This is a genomic window from Corynebacterium pyruviciproducens ATCC BAA-1742 (assembly GCF_000411375.1).
Classification (GTDB): domain Bacteria; phylum Actinomycetota; class Actinomycetes; order Mycobacteriales; family Mycobacteriaceae; genus Corynebacterium; species Corynebacterium pyruviciproducens.
In genome coordinates this window covers 297,142-319,811 of record NZ_KE150447.1, presented here as the reverse complement: position 1 = coordinate 319,811, position 22,670 = coordinate 297,142, and the positions used below count along the sequence as shown (strand labels likewise).

Here is a 22,670-nt window from a genome sequence, read left to right as displayed (position 1 = left end):
GACGTCCGCTGGGGTGGGCTGATCACGCACCTAAACTGCGATCCACCTGGTCGTTGGCCCACGCTGCGGACCGGTGGGATCGATACGGGCTTTCCCCGTGCGGCGGAGGTGGGAAAAAATCTCGGAAATTTCCTTGCGGTCCGCCCCCAATTCATCTGCCACGTGCCTGGACGTTAGGACCTCGCCGTTGTTGAGCTGTGTGACAATCCAATCTTCCACGGAAACAGCGGAGATTCTGTCAGCCGAGCGGAGTCCCAAAAGGGATTGGGCCTTGTCGGACAGAACCCACTCGGGAGCGTTACGAAGAGGATTAATGAGGCCTTGTTGAGAGAACCAATCCAACCGGCTGCGTGCCTGATCCTCGGTGATTTGCATGAGTTTCGCGGCGGTGGAGCAAAGAAGAATGGGGTTATCCTTCAAATGGCGCATGACGATGAGCCCGTTGACGCTATCGATGACCTCGCTGCCGAACTCGTCTCGCAAGCGGGGGATGGCCTTAACAAACTCCTCATCCACACGACCGGACGTCAACGTCACTTCGACGAAATCCTTTGAGGCGACGACATGTGGAGGTCTTCTACCCGTTGAAAGCATGGACAACCACATGCGATCAAATCCGCGAGAGGATTGCTCTGCTAAACCAAGGTTGCGAAGCGCGCCCATGAGTAGGGGACTACGGGGAATTGACTGGGTAGTAAGCACATTTGATTCCGTTACGCCAAGAGGAAAACCTCCTGGAGACCACACAGTTAATTCGGTCGGCGACTGGTCGACAACAACTGCGTTGAGCGCGCCATAATCCCGATGGGCGAGCGCGTTGGAGATCAGTTCATCAACAGCAGCTCTCGGGAAGAGCGGAATCTCAATTTCCTGGCCCGTGGGTAACTGCACTCGGGAGATTTCCGTGGATGAAAACGTCTCGACGAGGCTTGATAAACGCAGAAAAGTGGTCACAAGCGGGGCGGAAATTTCGGTCCGCCGCGGTTCGCCACCGGGAACTGCGCGATGAAGATGTCGGGCATAGGACAAATGCGAAGGCGGTTTAACAAAGAGTAGTTCAGCAGCCACCGTAGGTTCGCCGGTTTCCGTTAAAACACCAAGCGTGGTGCACAATTCACGCGCTGTTTGCGGTGGTGCGGACACCTCACCTGCCTGCGACCACTGCGTTGCCAGGAGGGATAAGGCTTGGTCAACGGCCGTAGGGTCAAAATCATTGAAACTGCATCGTGACGGAGACGCGGTGTAATCGGGATTAGCTCGTCGAAAAGCCAACTGTCTCCTTTCGACCTCTTCCATCGGCTTGCATTTCTTCCCAATTCGTCGGCTGGCCTGCCCCTTTGGCCTTTGATAGAGGGTTAGCCCACGGGGAACCCGAATAATGAGAAGTCTTTTTCCTGCTCGTTCAACTGGTGTTATTTCCACCTGAATGTGCGGCTGGGTGTTGTTGTAGATCTTCCGGACAATCCAGTCGGGGTCCCGATTTGTTCCCGTAAATGCGGCTTGCCCTGGGGTCTTATCGGAAACCCCCAGCACAATGTACGAAACCCCTCCGTCGCCATTGGAGAAACAGACTGTCTCATCAGCGAGGAACTCAACGAGAGACGCGTCGGGGTTACCGTTTTGTGGATGAACAGCAGGATCTTCCTTGAAGTCGAGTGTCTGCGATTCGAGGGAGTTTGCGGTCGCTCCATCCTCAATTGCGTCAAGGGCCTGTAAGACCTCTAATGGCTCGGTGAGCTTATCGTCTGTCACGGGTTACATCCTACCAGGAGTTGTTTCAAACAACTAGATGGAAAGTAATTGAATAACTCATAAAATCCGAGGTAGTGGCGTTTAGGTTCTTTTTCCCTAAGGGTTTCTCTCTAAGAAATGACAGAAAAGTGTCCCAATAGTTGTCTGAAACAACTCTGGGGAAAGTTGCTTTGAAACGCCTCCGAAAACTGTCCGGGTGGAGTGTCCTGTGTAGCTGGTTGGACGGGTGCGGTTTTTTTCTAGATCGGGTGATGTGGCAGGTCAGTGCGTGTTCTTGGATTTTGTCTGGCTGTAACGCTCTTGCGGTAGGGGAGTTTATTGAAAACTATCAGCAGAGTTGTTTGAAACAACTCTGGCGAAAGTAATTAGATTACTTCAGGTTTGCGCAGGTGATGGCATAGTTTGTTTATTTTTCTCATTTTGGGGATGGGGTGGGGGCTGTGGAGTTTTCTAAAAACTAGGGAAATAGTTGTTTGAAACAACTCTTGCGAAAGTAATTCAATTACTTAAGGTTTGTGCAGTTGAGGGCGTATTTTACTAATTTTGCCTATTGTGAGGATGGGGTCGGGGCTGTGGAGTTTTGTAAAAACTCGGGAAATAGTTGTTTGAAACAACTCGGCGGCGAGTTTCCTCATTACTCTGTGGCGGACCGCATGCTGTTGGGGAGTGCCTGGTCGTGGCGTGCCCATTTAACTATCAGCCGGATCTCCTATAGAACAGGGATACATCAAAATTCACGCGACTATAGCCTCCTCGCGAATTGGCGTGCCGGACCGGTGCGCGTGCGGTGTTGACGGTGTGCAACGTGCCCCCTCATGGGTGTAAAAGGTAAGCCTCCTCTTAGTTGTAACATTTACTGGAAAGGAATGGTGGAGTGGCTTGAGACCTTATAGATATCGTGCTCTTGATCATTACTCTGGCCATTGTGTGCTCGATTGATTACCTTGTTATTCGCTGGTGGGGGAGGAAACTCCGCAAACGTCAATAGTTTTAGTGGGGTGGTTGGTCGCAGAGTGTGGATGGATTGTGTGAGCGAATGGATTCCGGGTAGGGGTATTCTGTCCGGGTGCTCGTTACTGTCCTGCTTTCCACTACTTTCGCTTGTGGCCTGATAATTGCCGGCCTGCATGTGATCAATCGATTGTTTATTGCGCCCCAATACGATGTTGTGCTGAACCTCCTCGCGTTCAGTGCAGCTACTGCCTCGAACGCGTTACTTGGCCAGCTCCTGCCGGCGATCTTGTCCGCGTGCGCGGTGGCAGCATGGATCTGGCTGGGGCTTCGCACGTATCGCGCGGTCCACAATGGGTTGATCGCCGGTGGCCAGTCTAACTTTCATTAGAACGTGCAAGGGTTGTGGGAGGAATCAGTATGAGCTTCGCGCACGCTGGAGCACGCCTGGCTACGCCGGTGTACGAGCTTCCTTTACTGTCTGCCTAGCTCAGCTTCTTGGTGAGGCGCTCGACCATGACGGCCACGCCGTCCTCGTCGTTGGTGGCGGTGGCGAGGGTGGCCTTTTCCAGAGCCTCGGGGACGGCGTTGCCCATGGCGACGGAGGTGCCCACCATCTCGAAGAGCTCGATGTCGTTGGGCATATCGCCAAAGGCGAGGACGTTTTTGGGGGAGACGCCTTTGTACTCGAGCACGTGGGCGAGGCCGGTGGACTTGTTTACGCCGGGCACGGAAATCTCCGCGAAGCCGCCCTCGGCGGACCACGTGACGGTGGCGCGGTCACCCACGCGTGTGGCGATCTCGGCGCAGAGCTCGGCGGAGGTGAACTGGTCGTCGGAGACGAGGCACTTCACCTTCTCTGACCAGGCGATTGCGGCATCGTCGCTGACGGCGCGGACACACGAGTTGATGAACTGCACGTCGGCATCATCAAACTCGGCTCGGTAGAGTACCCGATCCGAGGCGGAATCCCACACCATCGCGCCGTTGGCCAGCACGCACAGGGGCTTAAACGGCAGCTGGGAGACGACCTTGTCGATTTTATCCAGGGGCCTGCCGGTGGCGAGGACGACGGGCACGGGGGCCTGGACAAGCGCATGAGCTGTGCGCTCAGAAACGGTGCCGTCCGAGCGGAGGATGGTGCCGTCGACATCGCAGGAGATGAGCTCGATGGTCTTGGGGAGGGTGAAAGGGAGCTTGGAGTACACCTGCTTGGTTTGCAGGGCGAGGGCCTGGAGGGATTCGTCGGAAAGCTTCATTGAACCGTTCTCCCACGCCTCACGGATTTCCACGCCGGCGGCGGTGATCTTATCCTGGCCTTCCGAAAGCCCCTCGGAGACGTTGACCAGCAGGTTATCGAGGTGGGCCTTGGCTTTGGCGAGGTTCTCGTCGGAGGCGGCCTCGACGTAGAGCTCCCGGGTCTTGGTTTGGATCGTGGCGGAGATGGCCTTCAAATCATCGCGTAGCGTGCGTACCCGGGAACGCTCCTCTTCTACCTTCTTGTACGCCTTCTCGGTTTCGTCCAGCGTGGGGGCAGTGCCGCCGAAGCGTGCCGGCACCCAGTATTCGGGCGGCAGCGGCCCCTCCTTCTCCACGTAGCCGGCGATGACCTCGTCTAGGCCCTGCTGCATCTGCTCGCGCAGCTTCGTGGTATCGGCGGCCACCTCCTCCTTGGTGGTGGCGGTGGACCGCCAGCCGGGGAGTACCTTGATGTGGATCGGCGTGTGGCTGCGGCCGAGGTTCGCCTTGTGGCCCTTGGTCAACACGCGCTGGGAACCGAACATGATGACGGGCACGATGGGAGTGCCGGACTCGGCGGACATGCGCACCGCGCCGGAGCGGATCGACTTGATCTCAAAGCTTCGTGAGATTGTTGATTCCGGGAAGATGCCCACGAGCTCGCCGGACTTCAGTGCCTCGACGGCGGCTTCCAGGGAGGTGTGGCCATCGATGCGATCGACGGGGATGTGGTGCATCGCGTTGAGGATGGCGCCGACGATGGGATTCTTGAACGCCTCGGCCTTGGCCATGTAGCGCACGTAGCGCTTGTGTAGGCGGAACGGGATGCCGGCGTAGAGGAAGTCGAGATAGCCCGTGTGGTTGACGGCCACCACGGCACCGCCGTCCTTGGGAACGTTCTCCCAGCCACTGACCGTGAACTTAAGTCCCTGGGCCTTGAACAGGGTGCGTGCTAGGCCGATGACTGTGAAGTAAAAAGGCTCTCCCATGGTCACTAATCGTATCCCATGGGGTGGGGTGATGGGCCGGTATACCGGCGGACACAGGCGTCGCGGCCACCGTTAAGGGGTGGCCGCGACGCGTCACAGGGGCGGGTGGATCACGTCCACCCACGTTCTTATCTAGTTGTTGTGCACCTCAACGTGGTCGGTGGCCGGGTCGTAGGTGATGAACCCGTGCTCGAAATCGACGCGGATGAGGTTGCCATCCGGGTGCTCCATGTTGACGGGGAGTCCCAGCTTGCCGGCATCGAAGCCCTGCGCGGCCCAGGCATCGCCGATCTTGCCCCACAGGGCCTGCGTGCCCACGCGCGGGTTATTAAGGACAATGCCGTTTTGGAAGGTCTGGAACGCCACGTCCGATCCGGCGGCGTAGGCAACCACGCCGGTGGCGGCACCGATGACCTTGCCCAGGGTGGAGGACAGGTTACGGATGAGGTCCGCGCGCTCCGGGTTGGAGCCGCTGGACAGGTTGGCCACCTTATCGCCCAGCGCGGGGATGTCCTTTAAGGTGATGTTGCCCAGGATGTTCTTGCTGGACAGGTCCTTGAGCCCCGGGGGCAGCATGTCATTCTTGGACAGGAAAGCGAGGACGAGCGCGAGGATGGTGCCCACCGCGCCCATGGCGATGATCGCCTTCGACGTGTCCGACTTGGCATCGGAGGACAATCCGGTGAGGGCCTGCACGGCCTGAATCGCCTGGCCAAGCTCGCCGCCGCTGCCCGTGGCGCCGCCGGTGCCCGGGTCGAGCGGGTTGGCTGGGTTAGCAGGCATGACGCTGCCAGAGGAGTGGCCGCCGAGCGAATCGTAGTTGCGCTTGGCAATCCTGCGAATTTCATCCATGCGCGCGTAGCCGGCATCGCCGGGACACGTGGTGTTGCCCACGTCGCGGTGCGCGAAGATGTTGGGCAGGCGGACGGACTGGCCCATGGGGAACTTGGTGTAGCTCGTGCCCTCGGAGGTGTGGGTATCGTAGCCGGTCGGATCGAACCCGGCGACGGCGGCGCGCCACCCGGCGAGCTGGCCCACGGCATCGATGGTGTCCTGGGGTGGGGTTTGGGAAACGAAGTTGCCCATCATGGAGATGCCCCACGTGTTCTGGTTGAAGCCACCGGCGTGGGCACCCTGGACGGGTTTGCTAAAGCCGCCCTTGCGGCCCTCGTAGATGTTGCCGTACTTATCCACCAGCGCGTTGTATCCGATGTCGCACCAGCCGAGGGTGTTGGCGTGGTAGTTCCAGATGCCGCGGACGATGCCGGCGGCCTGGCCCTGCGTGTAGTTGTTGGAACCCGCGGTGTGGTGGATGACGATGGCGGAAACCTTATCGTCGTAGGTGACGTTGCAGCCCTTATCGCCGGCACCCCAGCCCTGGCGGCTGATGACGCGGGGAATTCCGGTCTGCGCGGCGGCGAGATCGATGGCGGAACCTTGCTCGGCAAGCCCCTCGCCGCCGTCGATAAAGTGAACGTCCATGGAATCCATGGACTGCGGGTTGTTGAAGTCCACGTTGTTCATGGACACCTGGATGTCATGGGTGGGCTCCACGTAGATCGGCTCCGTGCCGTTGGTGCCCTGGGTGGGGACATCGAGTGGGTCGGCGTCGTACCACTCGGACCACGAGCCGTCGGCACGCTTGGCGCGGAAGAACACGCCGAACTGGCGGTCGCCCTGCCACGTGAGGGCGAACATGGAGAATTCCTTGTCGCTGTGGAATTCCTTCACCGTCTTATCGCCGGCCTCGCCCTGGGAGGCGATGGCGGCATCGGGGACGGTCACTGACCGTCCTGCGGCAAGTGACTGGCTATCGTTTGTGACGTCGGTGGACCCGGCGGTGCGGGTGACGTCGAGGACGCGCGGGGCGGCCACTAGCATGGCCGCGACCATCGCGATCGCGACAAGGAAGGCGACGATGGGCACCCGCCTTGTCGGATTCAAGGTCTTTCTTTGGATTTGCACTTTTTTACTCCCTGTGACTCGAAAAAATGTGCGAACTGCTACTCAGTTTTCGTAACTAAAGATACCAGTGTTACTAATGTTACTAGTGTGACACGCCGGTGTGAAGACAATTTTTCCGTCAGTGGCAGGGGACCCGTTGCTATTGCGGGACGAGGGCACTGGTTTTATGCTCACAACTACGCCCACGCGCGTGGTGCGAGTTGGTGTGTTGTACACGCGGCAGAAGGAGCCACCATGTTCGTTTTCAACAAGGACACCATTATTTCCACCATCGGCACCGTCGTCGCGGTGCTGGGGGCGCTGGCTGGGATTATTGCGGGGATCATCTCCGCAACGCCGCTCAATCAGGAACTCGGAACGTCGAGTAGCGTGCGGGAAGAGGAGTTCACCGGGACGGACGAGAAACCGGCCCCGGAGCTGACGGAGAAAACCCCGCTGCGCTGGGGCGCGTGGCAAAAAGTGGGCGAGGAGGGCACCAAGGTGCGCGTCTTCTTCAACGGCGCCACCCCCACGTGTCACGGCTGGCAGGCCGAGGTGAGCGAGAACGCCGTCGCCGTCACCATCAAGCTGTACGAGGGCGGGCTGCCCGGGGCACCCACCGACTGCAGCGCCGAGGGCGTGCGCGGCTCGCTCGTGGTGGACCTGGAAAAGCCACTCGGCAACCGGCTGGTACTGCAATAACCCGCGGGCACCCGCTAGGCTTAGGCACATGAAATATGACTTGATCGTTGTAGGTGCGGGCCTGTTCGGCCTGACGGTGGCCGAGCGCGTGGCAAACGAGTACGGCAAGCGGGTGCTCATCGTCGAGCGCCGGGATCACATCGGTGGCAACTGCTACTCCGAGCGCGACCCGGAGACCAACATTGAGGTGCACAAATATGGCGCGCACCTCTTCCACACCTCCAACAAGCGGGTGTGGGATTACGTCAACCGGTTCACCTCGTTCACCGGCTACCAGCACCGCGTGTTCGCCATGCATGACGGCCAGGCCTACCAGTTCCCCATGGGGCTGGGGCTCATCTCCCAGTTCTTTGGCAAGTACTACTCCCCGGAGGAGGCTAAGAAGCTCATCGCCGAGCAGGCCAGCGAGATCGACACTGCGGACGCGACCAACCTGGAAGAAAAGGCGATCAGCCTCATCGGCCGCCCGCTGTACGAGGCGTTCATCAAGAATTACACCGCCAAGCAGTGGCAGACCGACCCGAAGAAGCTGCCGGCCTCCAATATCACGCGCCTGCCCGTGCGCTACACGTTTGATAACCGGTACTTCAACGATACGTACGAGGGACTGCCCGTCGACGGCTACACCGCGTGGCTTGAGAAGATGATCGAGTCCGAGCTTATCGACGTCCAGCTGTCCACCGACTGGTTCGAGGTGCGCGACCAGTACGCGGGCATCCCCGTCGTCTACACCGGCCCGGTCGACCGCTACTTCGACTTCAAGGAGGGTCACCTCGGCTGGCGCACTCTCGACTTTGAGTGGGAAACCCTCGATGTCAAGGATTTCCAGGGCACCCCGGTGATGAACTACAACGATGCCGACGTCCCCTACACGCGCATCCTCGAGTTCCGGCACTTCCACCCCGAGCGCGCCGAGGAGTACTCGGACTCCAAGACGGTCATCGTCAAGGAGTACTCGCGCGCCGCCGAGGACGGCGACGAGGTGTACTACCCCATCAACACGCCGGAGGACCGCGAGAAGGTGGCGGGGTACCGCGAGCTGGTGGACAAGGAAGAGGGCGTGTTGTTCGGCGGCCGCCTCGGCACCTATCACTACCTGGATATGCACATGGCCATCGCCAGCGCCCTGACCATGGTGGATAACAAGATCCCGGAGCTTTTGGGGCTGTAGGTTTTTTAATTGGCAATGTTTGCGTCTATGTAGTACCCGTAGGGAGGCACAGGCGCTTTCATAGGACCGCAGGTATTGCCTGCGGTCTTTTCCTGTAGCGGACTTGACGGGCTGGGCCGATATGAAGTTGTATGCAGGATCGGCGCAATGATTTCCTGGATTGGGTCATCGGTGTTGTGTGTAGCTACCTATCTACCGGTGCCGGCTTCATATCGGGGTCGCACGAAGAGGAGGACGCGTAGTAATGCGAAGTCCGTCGTTGCGAAAGGCTCGTAGCTACTGTGTTTCGACGCAAAACGTTGGTAGGGTGCCGGATGAGCCATCTAGAGCCGTCATCGTCTGAATAATTACTGATAGGATGCGCCGGGTCTGCTAACGTATCGCGCGAATTGGCATGGTTGACTGGGCCTTTAAAGTTTAGCGTGATTTATTCATTCCGCCTGAGGACGAAAGGCCAATCCGGAATTCATAAACAAAGACCGGCCCTGGACTCCCTAACGGGCAGCGGAACCGGTCGTGTTGAAACCCAATATACAGTGTGTCGTCACTTTTGGCTACCACCGCTCAAACAACCTTTACCCTGCTATTTTGCGCTGCTAGGGGTGCGTGTGTGTAGTAAAGGGCCAGGTCAGACGATCATGTAGTGGTTTAGCTTCTGCTGGCCGAGGTTTCGGGTTAAGTGATGGAATAGCATAACGCTGTTGCTGGCTGTAGCCGCTAGTGCAGCGACTCGTAAGTGTGCAGGTGGCAGTACGTGTAGCAGGGGTGCCAGTTGTAGTCCCACACGGTGGGCAGGCGGCGCTTCTCCAGCTTCTTCAGGCTGATGACGGTATCCGTGAACTCGGAGTAGTCGGTGTACAGCCTGGCCAGCTTGGACACGAACTCCGGGTCGGTGGCCTGCAAGCTCGTCGTGCGGCTAATGAGCTGGTTGAGCGTGTCATCGCGCAGGTCCGAGCGGGCGCGGCGCATGTCGCGGGCCAGCCACTTGAGCTCCGCCTCGCGGGCGTTGGGATCGTTGTTCTCCAACGCGTAGAGGTACTCGATGTTCGCGCACGCCGTGTTGAAACCGTCCACGTTGTTGCGCATGACGGACACGCCCTGCTCGATAGTGTCGCGCTCCTCCTGGGTGGAGGCATCATCGACGGTGGGAAGCGCCGGCAGGAGCTCATCAATCTGACGCATCTCGGTCGAGATGGAGTCCCACTGCTTGTGCAGCTCAGCGGTGGCGAGCGGGGATTTCAGCGCCTCGGCCTGGAGGTCCACCTGCTTGAAGTTGAGGGCGATGGTGGGGACGTTCTTCTGCAGCCACTTGATGTCGGCGGCGGCGGAGTGCTGGCGGGCCCGCACGAGGCGAATGGCGCCCCACACCATGGCGATGAGGCACATGACGCTGATCCAACCGACAACGAACTTCAACCACAGGGGAAGCGTCGTCGCGGCAGCAGACGGGTCGGCGGCGGCGCGGGCGGCGTCGAGAAGCGCACGATCGTACCGGTTCTGGGAGGTGTGCACGTTCATCGCGGCGCGGGCACCGTTCAACCGGTTGGAATCATTAAGCCCCAGCGCCTCACACACCTCGGGGGCGCAGTAAATGCCCTTGGACTTGGGGTTGGTGCCGATGGCGATGATGAGGGTGCCGGGGGTGAACTGCTTGCCGTCCTCGCTGAGGAGCTCCGCCGGGTACGTGTTGGCGATGCTGCGGGAGAGGTCGGACTCGTTGTTCATGAACACCACGTACGCCAGGCGGGTGACTTCCTCGGGGAAGTTGATATCGTAGGTGAGCTGCGTGATCACCCACTCCTGGTTGTAGGGGATGAGGTCGCTGTCATCGTAAATCTCCACAGGGCCATTCAAGGGGCCACTAGCAGCTAAAGCTACGGAGGGACCACCGAACGCGAGCACAGCGGAAACAAGAGTAGCTACAACCTTCATAACCGCTATGCTAACCCATCGGCGCGGAAACTCCATGAGGATGACTGGGACAAGTAAGATTTGGGCGAGAGTTATGTGTGTACGTGAAAAGGATGTGGCATGACCGGCACAACTAAGGCAGTCGAACGCCTGCAACGCGTGATCCTCCCCAGGAGGGGTGAACCGAAGGATGTTCGCAGCTTGTATCTTTTGGAAAACGGTGGCTGCAGGTGGTCTGACCGCGTCAGCCTCACCATCCCGGCGGGCGAGGAAGTGAGCTTTGAAACCTACTTCGGCGCCTTCCCCGCCTCCTACTGGCGTCGCTGGACCGTGCTTGATTCCGTGATCCTCCGCATTGAGGTGGAGGGCTCCGCCCGCATCGAGTGCTACCGCTCGAAGATCGACGGCGCCCGCATCGGGCTCGGCGGCGAGCTCGTCACCGACGGCGTCCACGAGTTCGAGCTCAGCCTCGCCCCGTTTGAGGACGGCGGCTGGCTGTGGTTCGAGGTGACCGCCGAAACCGAGTGCCGGATCGTCTCCGCCGAGTGGTGGGCCCCCTGCGGACCCGCAGACCACGCCGGTGAGGCGAAGGTCACTGTGGGTATCCCCACGTTCAACCGTCCCGCCGATGCCGTCGCGGCGCTGTACGCCCTCGCCGAGGACCCGGATGTAGATGCCGTGGTGGATGCCATCATCATGCCCGACCAGGGCACCAAGCACCCGGCGGACGAGCCCGGCTACGCGGAGATCACCCAGCACTTTGGAAAGCGCTACTTCGAGTTCCGTCAGGGCAACCTCGGCGGCTCCGGCGGCTACTCCCGCATCATGTACGAGGCGCTGGGGGACAAGACCCCAAACAGCCCCTACATCGTCTACATGGACGATGACATCGCCATTGAGCCGGACTCCATCCTCCGGGCGCTCGCCGTGTCCCGCTACGCCGAGAAGCCCATGCTTGTCGGCGGCCAGATGTTGAACCTCCAGGAGCGCAGCCACCTGCACTCCATGGGCGAGGTCATCGATCGGCACACGTTCATGTGGACCTCCGCACCGCACGTCCACTACGACCACAACTTTGCCAAGCACCCGTTAAGCGACCAGGGCGAGTTTGGCGATAAGCCCGACGCCCCCAACTCCCGCGACCTGCACCGCCGCATCGACGTGGACTATAACGGCTGGTGGATGTGCATGTTCCCGCGCGAGGCGGCCGAACAGATCGGCCAACCGCTGCCCCTGTTTATCAAGTGGGACGACGCCGAGTTCGGCATCCGCGCCGGCAAGGCAGGCTACCCCACTGCGAGCTGGCCGGGCATCGCCATCTGGCACATGGCCTGGTCTGATAAGGACGACGCCATCGACTGGCAGGCCTACTTCCACCTCCGCAACCGGCTCATCGTCGCCGCCCTCCACCATGACGGCCCGGTGAAGGGGATCGTGCGCAGCATGCAAAAGGCCACCATCAAGCACCTCATGTGCCTCGAGTACTCCACCGTCGCCATCCAAAACGAGGCGATGCGGGACTTCCTCAAGGGTCCGGAACAGATGTTCAGCATTCTGGAGACGTCCCTGCCCAAGGTCGCCGGTATCCGCAAGACGTACCCCGACGCCGTGAAGATCCCCACGGCTGCGGACCTCCCGCGCCCCTCGGGCGCGCCGGGCGTGCCCACCCATGATATCGGCGGCAGGCTCGCCCCGCTGAAGAAGGCAGTGTGGCTGGCCAAGGGCCTCAAGCACTCCCTGAGCAAGGAAGATAAGCACCACCACGAGGTGCCGCAGGCGAATTGGGCGCCCATCGAGGCCCGCTGGTTCTCGCTGTCGCGGGTGGACGGGGCGACGGTTACCACCGCCGACGGCACCGGCGTAGTGTACCGTAAGCGTGACCGCGACAAGGCCAAGAAACTGCTGGAGGAGTCGCATGCGTTGCAGCAGGAAGTGGTGCAGCGGTTCGATGAAATGCGTGAGCGCTACCGTGGCGCCCACGAGTGGTTGACATCACGCGAAGCGTGGGGAGAAGTTTTTGAAGGTTAAAGGTGACCCGTGGGGCGAGTCCAACGCACTCGTCGCACTGCAGAAGCAAACATCGGGCCTGGAGCCGGGGCTGGCAACCGTCGCGCGCGGCATGAGCCACTTCGGTGAGCACGCCCTCGGCTGGATGGGCACCGCGGCGCTTGGTGCCGTGGTGGACAAGAAGCGCCGCACCCAGTGGGTGGAGATGGGCGTCGCCGCGTTCACCTCGCACGCCGCGTCGGTGGTGTTGAAGCGCATCGTGCGCCGCCCCCGCCCGCACCGGGAGGACATCCGCATCGGCGTGAAAACCCCGTCGGCGCTGTCCTTCCCCTCGTCGCACGCGACCTCGACCACGGCGGCGCTCGTACTGGCCGCGCGCATCACCGGCTGCCCGGCCCTGTACGTGGGGATTCCCGCGATGATGGGCTCGCGAATGCTGCTCGGCGTACACTACCCCACGGACGTGACGGCCGGCGCCCTGCTGGGTGCCGCGACCGCCGTCGCCGTGCGGAAGAGCAACGTAGTGGGAAGGATTCTTGATCGTGGTGGACGACTTTAACTCAGAGCCCCATACGCAGGGCCTCGACATAGCCGAGCAGGTGGACACGAAGGGCAAGAAGCCCCCGAAGAACTTGCCGGATGCCATGGTCAAGGCGCTGCGCCCCAAGCAGTGGGTGAAGAACGTCCTCGTGGTGGCAGCTCCGGCGGCCGCCGGGTCGGAGGCGATCTTCCACGGCCCCACCATCCGGGACATCGCCATCGCCTTTGTGGCGTTCTGCATGGCGGCGAGCTCCATCTACCTTATTAACGACGCGCGCGATGTGGAATCGGATCGCCAGCACCCCACCAAGCGGTTCCGCCCCATCGCCGCCGGCGTGCTGCCGGTGAACCTGGCCTACGTCATGGCGGTGGTGCTCATCCTTGCCGCCGTAGGGATCTCGTTCCTCGCCACCGCGGGCGGCTCGCTCGCCATCGTTGTGGCTATTTATATTGTGCTGCAGTTGGGCTACTGCTTCGGCTGGAAACACCAGCCGGTGCTCGATATCGCCCTGGTGAGCTCGGGATTCATGCTGCGGGCGATGGCCGGTGGTGTGGCTGCGGGCATTGATTTGTCGCAGTGGTTCTTGATCGTCGCGGCCTTCGGATCACTCTTCATGGCCTCGGGCAAGCGGTACGCCGAGCTCATCCTGGCCCGTGAGACGGGCGCGAAGATCCGCAAGTCGCTCGCCGGGTACACGGATACGTACCTGCGCTTTGTGTGGACGATGTCCGCCACGGCCGTGGTCATGAGCTACTCCCTGTGGGGCTTCGAGATGGCCGAGGCCGCCCGCGACGCCGGGTCCGCCGGGGCGATCTGGTACCAGATTTCCATGGTCCCGTTCACCATCGCCATCCTGCGTTACGCGGCCGATGTGGACCGCGGCGACGGTGGCGCTCCGGATGAGCTGGCGCTGACGGATCGCACGCTGCAGCTCCTCGCCGTCGCCTGGCTCGTGTGCATTGTCCTTGCTGTTTACATCACACCGGCGGTCATCGGCTAGTTTTAATAAGCGCTATGGTTAGTCGCACTTCGTCTCCTCGTCACATCGTTTCCGAGTCGTCCACCATACGGAGGGTCTTTCCCGCCCAGGTGGAGGCCCTCGTCCTCGTCGTGGCGCTCGGGGTGTGCACGGGGATCTGGGGGTGGATGCGCCGCTGGATGAGCGACGACGGCCTCATTGTCCTGCGCACGGTGCGCAACCTGCTGGCCGGTCACGGTCCTGTGTTCAACGCCGGTGAGCGCGTGGAGGCCAACACCTCTACCCTCTGGCAGTACCTCATTTATGGGGTCAGTTTGCTTAGCGACGCCCGGTTGGAGATCATCGCCCTCTGGTTGGCCCTCGGGCTTTCGGTCGCCGCGGTGGCGGTGTCCACGTGGGCCACAGCGAGGCTGAACTGGGGATCCTATGTTCTGCCCGTCGGCGCGCTCGTGTACATCGCGTTGCCCCCGGCCCGCGATTTCTTCACCTCCGGGCTCGAGTGGGGCCTGTCCATCTTCTGGATCGCCGTCGCCTGGCTGCTGCTCGTCCGCTGGTCGGGCGTGACCACCAACACCGTCACCTACGTGCTTGCTTTCTGGGCCGGGCTCTCCTGGCTCGTCCGTCCGGAGCTCGCCCTCTACGGTGGCTTCATTGGGATTCTCCTGCTCGCCGCGTGCAGGAGCTGGAAGCGGGCCGGCCTCATTCTGTTGGCGGCGCTGCCGGTGCCGGCGGGCTACGAGATTTTCCGCATGGGCTACTACGGCCTCCTCGTTCCGCACACCGCAGTGGCCAAATCGGCCTCGGACGCGATGTGGGGGCAGGGCTGGAAGTATGTGAGCGACCTCACCAGCCCTTACAACCTGTGGCTCGTGCTGGCCTTCGTGGTGGCCGGCGGGCTCCTCGCCGTGTGGCGCCGGCCCGGCCACTTCGCGCTGCGCTCCCGCACGATGGTCATCGTGCTCATGCTCGCCTGCGGCATCATCCACGTGGTGTACGTGATGCGTGTCGGCGGCGATTTCATGCACGGTCGGATGCTGCTCCTGCCGCTGTTCGCCATGCTGCAGCCGGTGTGGGTGCTGCCCGTGCGCCACGTCATCGAGGCGATCATCCCCATCGCCGTGGCGGTGTGGGCAACCATCGTCTCCATCAACGGCTACCACTGGTACTACAACAACGATCCGACCACCCTTGACATCGTGGATGAGCGCGCTTTCTGGCTGCGCATCACCCACCACTCGGCAGAGGACCCGATGCTTGTGGCCACGGACTTCCTCAAGGCGGACCGGATGAGCGGCTACCAGGAGGCCCTGGATGAGGCGTTCCGTCAGCCCACGGGCATGCTCATGCCGATTCTCAAAAACCCGGACCCGGAGGAGTTTGGCTGGATCACCGTGCCTCGCATGGTGCGGGAATCCGCCCCGGCGTACACCCACCAGATGGATACCATCCCGATCACCGTGTACTACACCAACATGGGCATGACGAGCATGAACGCGCCGCTCAACGTGCGCGTGTTGGACCCGATCGGGCTATCTACCCCGATCGCCGCCCGCGGCCCGCGCATCGAGGGGGAGCGCATCGGCCACGATAAGTACCTGCCGGAGTACTGGCAGCTTGCCGATTCCGCCTCCGACGTCCACCGGCTGCCGTTCTTCGCCAGCCCGGAGAAGGTGCCCGCCGCCCGCGACGCCCTCTTCACCCCCGATTTCGTCGATCTCTACGCCACATACAGGGCACCCCTTACCCCGCAGCGGTTTATTGCCAACATGAAGTGGGCGCTGAAGAACGGTCGCACCCTGGAAATCTCCCACGACCTCGACGACTACGCCGGCCAGCCGGTGCAGACAGGGGAGACCATCGTGTGGCCGATCCGCTGGGGTGATGACTCGCACCCGCAAACGTTCCTCACCTGGCCGATGTAACGCCGCGGGTGCCTCAACCGCTGTACTTCACATAGGTGCCGATTATGCGGTACCGTGAGAGCAATAAAAGTTACCGTTTTGTTATCTGGAGGAACACGTATGAGGAAAGCGATGCGACGCGCCCTTGCCGCGATCATGGCCTTTTTCCTGGCCGTGACCGTCACGCCGGCGGCGCAGGCAGCCAACAGGGACTGGCTGCGGGCCGACTCCACGGGGCAGTGCGAGTGGGACCAGGCGCAGTACTGGGTGCAGTACTGCACGGTGTGGTCGCCCTCGATGGAAAAGCACATCCCCGTCCATATCCAGCCCGCCGCGCGCGGCGGTAACGCTGGCCTCTACCTGCTCGACGGCATGCGCGCCCTGCCGGATCGCTCCGCGTGGACCACGGACGTCAACGCCGGTGAGGTGTTCGCGGACTCCAACATCACCGTCGTCATGCCCGCCGGTGGTGCCGGTTCCTTCTACTCCGATTGGGACGGCCCGGCCACCTTTGATACGAAGAACCCGGTGAAGTACCGCTGGGAGACGTTCCTCACCCAGGAGCTGCCCTCCTACCTGGAAACCAACTTCGGCGTGGCCAAGAACAACAACTCCATCGCCGGCCTGTCCATGGGCGCCACCGCCGCCATGTCCATCGCCGCCAAGCACCCGGGTCAGTTCAAGCAGGCGATCAGCTGGTCGGGTTACTTGAACACCACCCAGCCCGGCATGCAGACCCTCCTGCGCCTCGCACTTCTCGATGTGGGCGGTTTCAACATTCTCACCATGTACGGCTCGACCATTAACCCGCGTCGCTTTGAGAACGATCCGTTCTGGAACATGGGTGGCCTGAAGAACACCGACGTGTACATTTCCTCCGGTTCTGGCATCCCCGGTGCCGCCGATGCCGGTTACCCCACCGGCCAGAAGATCTCCGGCGCCCTCCTCGAGTGGTTCTCCGCGTACTCCACCACCATCTGGGAGACGAAGGCCCGCGCCCAGGGTCTCCACGTCACCGCGGATTACCCCAAGTACGGCCTCCACAACTGGCAGAACTGGCGTGACCAGATCTGGCGCACTAAGCCGCGCATCCTCGACGTGATGAACGCGCACTAGTTCGCATTCGCTTACGCTCATGCGAACTGTATGAGCGGAAAAAACGGCCCCCTCGTGGGGCCGTTTTTGTTGTTGCCAAAAGTGGGCACGGAACGCGAATTGGGATTTTATAACCCCAGTTGGTCACATCTGCTATCCGGTTCAGTGCCCACTTTTGGCAGCCATGTCTCGCACAGGCCCGCGTGTCTCTTGCAAAAAGTCTCAAGTGTCACTTAAGCTTGAGGCCAAGTCGAAACCAGACGCCGGAAGAGGGGAACTTTCGGACCTGCGTTTTTCCTCATGTCAATTTGCCCTGCGAAAAAACGTTTTAAAGGAAGTTCACCATGTCTCGCTTGCGCTACCTCGCGTACCCACTCGCGTTGACCCTCGCCTTGGCGCCACTTGCTGGCGCGCAAAGCTCCATCCCGAGCGTGCCCAACCAGCCGGGGGTCTCGGACTACCTGCAGGATAACGTCCCGCAGCGCACGCCCATCCGCACCGATTACCCCGAGATCAAGGGGCTTCCCGACGGCGTCTCCGTCGACCGCGTCGAGTGGATCACCGACCGCCGCATCGCCGTCTTTATCAAGTCGGCCGCCATGCCAGGCGAGCCCGTCCAAGTGCAGATGCTGCTCGCGCGCGACTGGTACTCCAACCCGTCCAAGACGTACCCCGAGGTGTGGGCGCTCGACGGGCTGCGGGCGCTGGACACCGAAAACGGCTGGACCATCAACACCAACATCGAGCAGATGTTCGCCGATAAGAACGTCAACGTCATCCTGCCTGTCGGCGGTGAGAGCTCCTTCTACTCGGATTGGCTCGAGCCCAACAACGGCAAGAACTACAAGTGGGAGTCTTTCCTCACCCAGGAGTTGCCCGCGGTGCTGAAGCAGGGCTACCGCTCCAACGGGCAGCGCGCCGTCACCGGCATCTCCATGGGTGGCACGGCGGCGATGAACCTCGCCGAGCGGCGCCCGGACCTGTTCAACTTCGTCGGTTCCTTCTCGGGCTACCTTGACACCACCTCGCCGGGCATGCCGCTGGCCATCCGTGGTGCGCTGTCCGACGCCGGTGGCTACGATGCCACCGCCATGTGGGGCCCCGACGGCTCTCAGCAGTGGATCGACCACGATCCCAAGCTTGGTCTCGACGCGCTCAAGGGCAAGACGGTGTACGTCTCCTCCGGCTCCGGCAAGGACGATTTCGGCCAGCCGGATTCCGTCGCCAATGGCCCCGCCAACCCGGCGGGTGTGGGGCTTGAGGTGATCAGCCGCATGACCACGCAGACGTTCGTCGACCGCGCCAACCAGGCCGGCCTCGAGGTTGTCAGCCAGTTCCGTCCCTCCGGCATCCACGCCTGGCCGTACTGGCAGTTTGAGATGACGCAGGCGTGGCCGTACATCGCCGATTCGCTCGGCCTGTCCAAGGAGGACCGTGGCGCGGACTGCACCGTCATCGGCGCCATCGCCGATGCCACCGCCTCCGGCGACTACGGCTCGTGCACCGTCAACGAGTACGACGTCAAGGGCGGCAAGGCGCAGGACTTCCGCGGCGGGCGCGCCTACTGGTCCGCAGAGACCGGCGCCCACGTCCTCTTCGGCCGCATCGGCGCCGCCTACGCGGAGGCCGGCGGCCCGGATAGCTGGCTCGGGTTCCCCGTCACCGGCGAACAGGCCACCCCCGACGGTGTCGGCCGCTACGTCCACTTCCAAAACGGCTCCATCTACTGGACCCCGGAGACCGACGCCCAGGCCGTGCCCAAGGACATGGTGGACGCGTGGGCCGAGATCGGCTGGGAGGCAGGCGACCTGGGCTACCCGGTCGGAGCCCCCAAGGAGATGGGCGGCAAGCTCGTGCAGCAGTTCCAGCGCGGCTATATCGTCCGTAATGGCGACAAGGCCTACTGGGTGCGCGGCGAGATCGCCAAGAAGTACGGCCTCGTGGATACCGTCAATTCCAAGCTCGGCGCCCCGGTGGGCAACGAGGAGCTCATTAATGGTGGCGCTCTCCAGCGCTTCGAGCAGGGCTCCATCTACTGGTCGCCGAAGACGGGCGCGAACATGATCTTCAACGGCGATATCCGCGACGCCTGGGGCCGTGCCGGCTGGGAAAACGGCAAGTACGGGTTCCCGGCAAAGGACCAGGAGCCCATCCCCGCAGGCGGCGAGAAGGTCGTCTTCGAGCACGGGACGATCTCCCAGGTCAACGGGAATATCGTGGAGAAGTAGCAGATGCGAAAGATTGGTCTTGTAGCCCTCGCGTTCCTGCTCACCGCCTGCGGTTCGGCGACGAGTGAGTCCACCGATGTCACCGACACCACAGTGACGAGCCTGCCCCGGATCGAAAGGAGCACCGGGGCGTCGACAAGCGTGGCGGCCCCCGTCCAAACCGCACCTGAGGTGCGCGACGGCGAGGCGAGCGAAGTCACCTCCGTGCCGGTGCCAGCCGACCAGCACACCGACGGCGAGGTAGACTACCTGGCCCAGCTCGACGAGCAGGGCATCACCACCTCCGGGATGGAAGACCAGCTCATCGGCGCCGGTCAGCAGGTGTGTGCCAACGGCAAGAAGTCGTACATCACGCCCGCCGTCGGCGGCCAGCTCGTCGAGCAGAAGAAAACAACCCTCACCCCCGAGGAAGCGGCCAACGTCATCCGCGCTGCCGCCTCCGATCACCTGTGCAAGTAAATGAAGAAGATTCTCACCGTCCTCGCCGCCCTCATCGTCCTCGCCCTCATCATCGCCGGAATCGCCACGTGGCTCTCCAGCGAGAAGGAGGGGGAGGCCCCCACGGCACCGCCACCGACCACCGAGGCGCAGCAACCAGACTGGTGCCCGGATTACGAGGTGCTCGCGGCGCCGGGGACGTGGGAATCTACCAAGACCGATGACCCGGTCAACCCCACCTTCAACCCCGAGAGCTTCATGCTCTCCATCACGGGGCCCATCCAGGCCTCCTACTCCCCGGACCAGGTGAAAGTGTGGACCCTGCCGTACACGGCGGAGTTCAAGAACATCCAGTCGCTGGGTGAGATGAGTTACGACGCGTCCCGCGAGGAAGGGTCCGCGACGCTCATCAAGGAGCTGGAGAAGACGCACTCCGAGTGCCCGCTCACCCCGTTCATTCTCGCCGGCTTTTCGCAGGGCGCGGTGATTATGGGCGATGTGGCAAGCGAGATTGGCAACGGCCGGCTGGACATCCCCGCCGAGTCCATCGCGGGCGTCACCCTCATCGCCGACGGGCGCCGCGAGGCTGCCTACGGCCAGGTGGTGGGCAACCCCGTCGCCGGTGTCGGCGCGGAGATCGCGCTGCACCCGGTCAACGCCCTCATCCAGCCGATCGTGCCGCAGGCCACCATGCGTGGCACGCGTGCCGGCGGCTTTGGCGTGCTCGATGCCAAGGTGAACGAGATCTGCGCGCCGGATGACAGCATTTGCGATGCGCCGCCGAACGTGGAGGACGCCCTGGGGCGGGCGCAGGCGCTCATTGATGCCAACGGTGTCCACGCCCTCTACGCCACAAACCCCAACGTCATCCCGGGTACCACTGCGAACCAGTGGACGGTGGACTGGATCCATGGCATCATAAACGGGTAATTTTGCACGCAAAAGTAACACGCACGGGCGTGTGCTTCGATATGGAAAATAGAACATCAATCGAAGGAGCTTTATGAAGATTTCAGCTGCCATTGCCCAGTTCATCGGATCCGACGGGAACCTCGACTTCCCGCCCACTCTCAGCGTCCCCGCTGTGGCCGAGCTTATGGCCTCCATGGGCGGCAAGAGCGACACCGTCGTCCTCATCGGCCACGATTACTCCGCCTCGCGCGAGGGAGTAGAGGAGCGGCTCACCGGCGCCGAGGTCAACGCCCGTGTCAAGGCACTCGCTGTGCGGTTGGGGCAGGTTGCTGAACCCGGCGATCGCGCCGCCATCCTGGCGGAGAACTCGCCCTCGTACCTCATCGCTTTCCTCGCCGCCATGTACGCGGGTCTCATCCCCGTGCCGCTGTACGATCCCAACGAGCCCGGCCACGCCGGCCACCTCGCCGCCGTGCTCGGCGACTGCACGCCCGCGGTCATCCTCACCACCCGTTCCTCCGCCCGCGCCGTGCGCGCCCTCCAGGCCGACCGCCCCCAGGCTGAGCGCACGCGCGTCATCGCCGTCGATGCCGTGCCGGCGGCCTTGGCTTCCGAGTACCAGCCCGTCCCCGTGGGGCTCGATTCCCCCGCGTTCATGCAGTACACCTCCGGGTCCACCCGCACGCCCGCCGGCGTCATCATCACGCACCGTTCCATGCTGGCCAACATGGTGCAGATCCTCACCGCCGCCCACGTGCAGGAGCCGCCCCGCATTGTTAACTGGCTGCCGCTCCACCACGACATGGGCATCATCCTCTGCGCCCTCGCCGTGGCGATGGGCATTGAGCTGGACGTCATGACCCCGCAGGCGTTCCTGCAGGATCCCACCCGCTGGATTGCCCAGCTCGACCGCCGCTACGACAACGATCACATCTACACGGTGCTGCCCAACTTCGCCTTCGAGCTGGCCGCCACCCATGGCGTGCCCGCCGAGCAGGTGGACCTGACGGCCGTGGAGGCGATCATCAACGGCTCGGAGCCGGTCACCATCAACACCGTCGACCAGTTCGCCCGCGCGTTCGCGCCGTTCGGGCTCGGGCGCGAGGCTGTCCGCCCGTCCTACGGCCTGGCCGAGGCGACGCTCCTGGTCACCACCCCGCAGACGGACAACCGCCCGTACACCGTCCACTTCGAGCGGGCCGCCCTGGGCGAGGGGTGCGCGGTCAAGGCTCCGGAGGGGCCCTCCACCGTCGCCGCGACGGCCGTCGGCGAGGTTGTTCGCCCCCAGTGGCTCGTCGTCGTCGACCCGGTCACCCATGATGAGCTTGTCGACGGCTCCGTGGGCGAGCTCTACGTCTACGGTGCCAACGTGGCCGGCGGTTACTACGAGCGCCCCGACGATACGGCGGCCACGTTTGTCAACCGCCTCGGCGCACGGCTCGCGGAAAACTCCCGCGCCGCCGGCGCCCCCGACGATGATAAGTGGCTCGCCACCGGCGACCTCGGCGTGTTCGTCGATGACCAGCTGTTCATCACCGGCCGCATCAAGGATCTCATCGTCATCGCCGGGCGCAACCACTACCCGGCGGACATCGAGGGCACGGTATCCGAATCCACCGACCAGGTGGGCGACTCCGCCGCCTTCGCCGTCCCCGGCGAGGACACCGAGCAGCTCATCATCCTCGCCGAGCGCGCCACCGACGCCACCGCCGATGACAAGACCATCAGCGACGCGATCACGGCCGCGGTCACCTCGGCGCACGGCGTCAAGCCTAGCGACGTGAGGATCATGCGCCCCGGCGAGATCCTCCGCAGCTCCTCGGGCAAGATCGCCCGCAAGGTAAACCAAAAGAAGTACATCGCCGGAGAGTAACGTTTCTGGCGTATGAGACAATAGAGAGCATAGGAAG

The 22,670-nt window shown here is 62.4% G+C and carries 16 protein-coding genes; 12 read left to right on the top strand and 4 right to left on the bottom strand.

What is annotated here, in order from left to right; translation table 11 throughout:
- Nucleotides 1-30: 30 nt before the first annotated feature.
- Nucleotides 31-1,752 carry an RNA-binding domain-containing protein gene (locus HMPREF1219_RS12540; RefSeq protein ID WP_016458379.1) on the bottom strand — a complete coding sequence of 574 codons (1,722 nt, stop codon included), beginning with the start codon at nt 1,750-1,752 and terminating at the stop codon, nt 31-33.
- A 1,066-nt stretch (nt 1,753-2,818) separates the two neighbouring features.
- Here HMPREF1219_RS12540 and HMPREF1219_RS07915 point away from each other — a divergent pair.
- Complete coding sequence (locus tag HMPREF1219_RS07915) at nt 2,819-3,094, top strand: hypothetical protein (RefSeq protein ID WP_016458378.1); 276 nt, start codon at nt 2,819-2,821, stop codon at nt 3,092-3,094.
- 94 nt (nt 3,095-3,188) lie between these two features.
- On the opposite strand, the gene HMPREF1219_RS07910 is transcribed toward HMPREF1219_RS07915, so the two are convergent.
- Together HMPREF1219_RS07910 and HMPREF1219_RS07905 are read right to left on the bottom strand one after the other, a co-directional pair.
- Nucleotides 3,189-4,931 (bottom strand): HAD-IIB family hydrolase, encoded by a 1,743-nt coding sequence (locus HMPREF1219_RS07910; protein WP_016458377.1) that lies wholly within the window; start codon nt 4,929-4,931, stop codon nt 3,189-3,191.
- Nucleotides 4,932-5,063: 132 nt separating this feature from the next.
- Complete coding sequence (locus HMPREF1219_RS07905) at nt 5,064-6,875, bottom strand: N-acetylmuramoyl-L-alanine amidase (protein ID WP_245554431.1); 1,812 nt, start codon at nt 6,873-6,875, stop codon at nt 5,064-5,066.
- Between the two features lie 255 nt (nt 6,876-7,130).
- Between HMPREF1219_RS07905 and HMPREF1219_RS07900 the strand changes: the two genes are divergently transcribed.
- Nucleotides 7,131-7,577: a hypothetical protein gene (locus HMPREF1219_RS07900; protein WP_016458375.1), complete on the top strand. Its 447-nt coding sequence runs from the start codon at nt 7,131-7,133 to the stop codon at nt 7,575-7,577.
- Nucleotides 7,578-7,605: 28 nt separating this feature from the next.
- Nucleotides 7,606-8,748 carry a UDP-galactopyranose mutase gene (gene glf, locus HMPREF1219_RS07895; protein ID WP_016458374.1) on the top strand — a complete coding sequence of 381 codons (1,143 nt, stop codon included), beginning with the start codon at nt 7,606-7,608 and terminating at the stop codon, nt 8,746-8,748.
- A 717-nt stretch (nt 8,749-9,465) separates the two neighbouring features.
- Here glf and HMPREF1219_RS07890 read toward each other — a convergent pair.
- The gene (locus HMPREF1219_RS07890) at nt 9,466-10,680 is read right to left on the bottom strand and encodes a hypothetical protein (protein WP_016458373.1); all 1,215 of its coding nucleotides are present in this window, start codon (nt 10,678-10,680) and stop codon (nt 9,466-9,468) included.
- Between the two features lie 99 nt (nt 10,681-10,779).
- Here HMPREF1219_RS07890 and HMPREF1219_RS07885 point away from each other — a divergent pair, with 99 nt between their 5' ends.
- From HMPREF1219_RS07885 to HMPREF1219_RS07845, 9 genes are all read left to right on the top strand, one after another.
- Nucleotides 10,780-12,687, top strand: a complete 1,908-nt coding sequence (locus HMPREF1219_RS07885) for a glycosyltransferase (protein WP_016458372.1) — start codon at nt 10,780-10,782, stop codon at nt 12,685-12,687.
- Nucleotides 12,677-13,225, top strand: a complete 549-nt coding sequence (locus tag HMPREF1219_RS07880; protein ID WP_016458371.1) for a phosphatase PAP2 family protein — start codon at nt 12,677-12,679, stop codon at nt 13,223-13,225. Before HMPREF1219_RS07885 ends, HMPREF1219_RS07880 begins: the two co-directional genes overlap by 11 nt.
- Complete coding sequence (locus HMPREF1219_RS07875) at nt 13,209-14,207, top strand: decaprenyl-phosphate phosphoribosyltransferase (RefSeq protein WP_016458370.1); 999 nt, start codon at nt 13,209-13,211, stop codon at nt 14,205-14,207. Before HMPREF1219_RS07880 ends, HMPREF1219_RS07875 begins: the two co-directional genes overlap by 17 nt.
- Before the next feature lie 14 nt (nt 14,208-14,221).
- Nucleotides 14,222-16,108, top strand: a complete 1,887-nt coding sequence (locus HMPREF1219_RS07870) for an arabinofuranosyltransferase AftB family protein (protein ID WP_016458369.1) — start codon at nt 14,222-14,224, stop codon at nt 16,106-16,108.
- 99 nt (nt 16,109-16,207) lie between these two features.
- Nucleotides 16,208-17,203, top strand: a complete 996-nt coding sequence (locus HMPREF1219_RS07865) for an alpha/beta hydrolase (protein ID WP_016458368.1) — start codon at nt 16,208-16,210, stop codon at nt 17,201-17,203.
- A gap of 323 nt (nt 17,204-17,526) precedes the next feature.
- Complete coding sequence (locus HMPREF1219_RS07860; RefSeq protein ID WP_016458367.1) at nt 17,527-19,410, top strand: alpha/beta hydrolase-fold protein; 1,884 nt, start codon at nt 17,527-17,529, stop codon at nt 19,408-19,410.
- 3 nt (nt 19,411-19,413) lie between these two features.
- Nucleotides 19,414-19,869, top strand: coding sequence for a DUF732 domain-containing protein (locus HMPREF1219_RS07855; protein WP_016458366.1), 456 nt, complete (start codon nt 19,414-19,416; stop codon nt 19,867-19,869).
- A complete protein-coding gene (locus HMPREF1219_RS07850) occupies nt 19,870-20,778 on the top strand; it encodes a cutinase family protein (RefSeq protein WP_016458365.1) in 909 nt (302 codons plus the stop codon).
- A gap of 73 nt (nt 20,779-20,851) precedes the next feature.
- Nucleotides 20,852-22,633 (top strand): AMP-binding protein, encoded by a 1,782-nt coding sequence (locus HMPREF1219_RS07845; RefSeq protein WP_016458364.1) that lies wholly within the window; start codon nt 20,852-20,854, stop codon nt 22,631-22,633.
- The last annotated feature ends 37 nt before the right edge of the window (nt 22,634-22,670 follow it).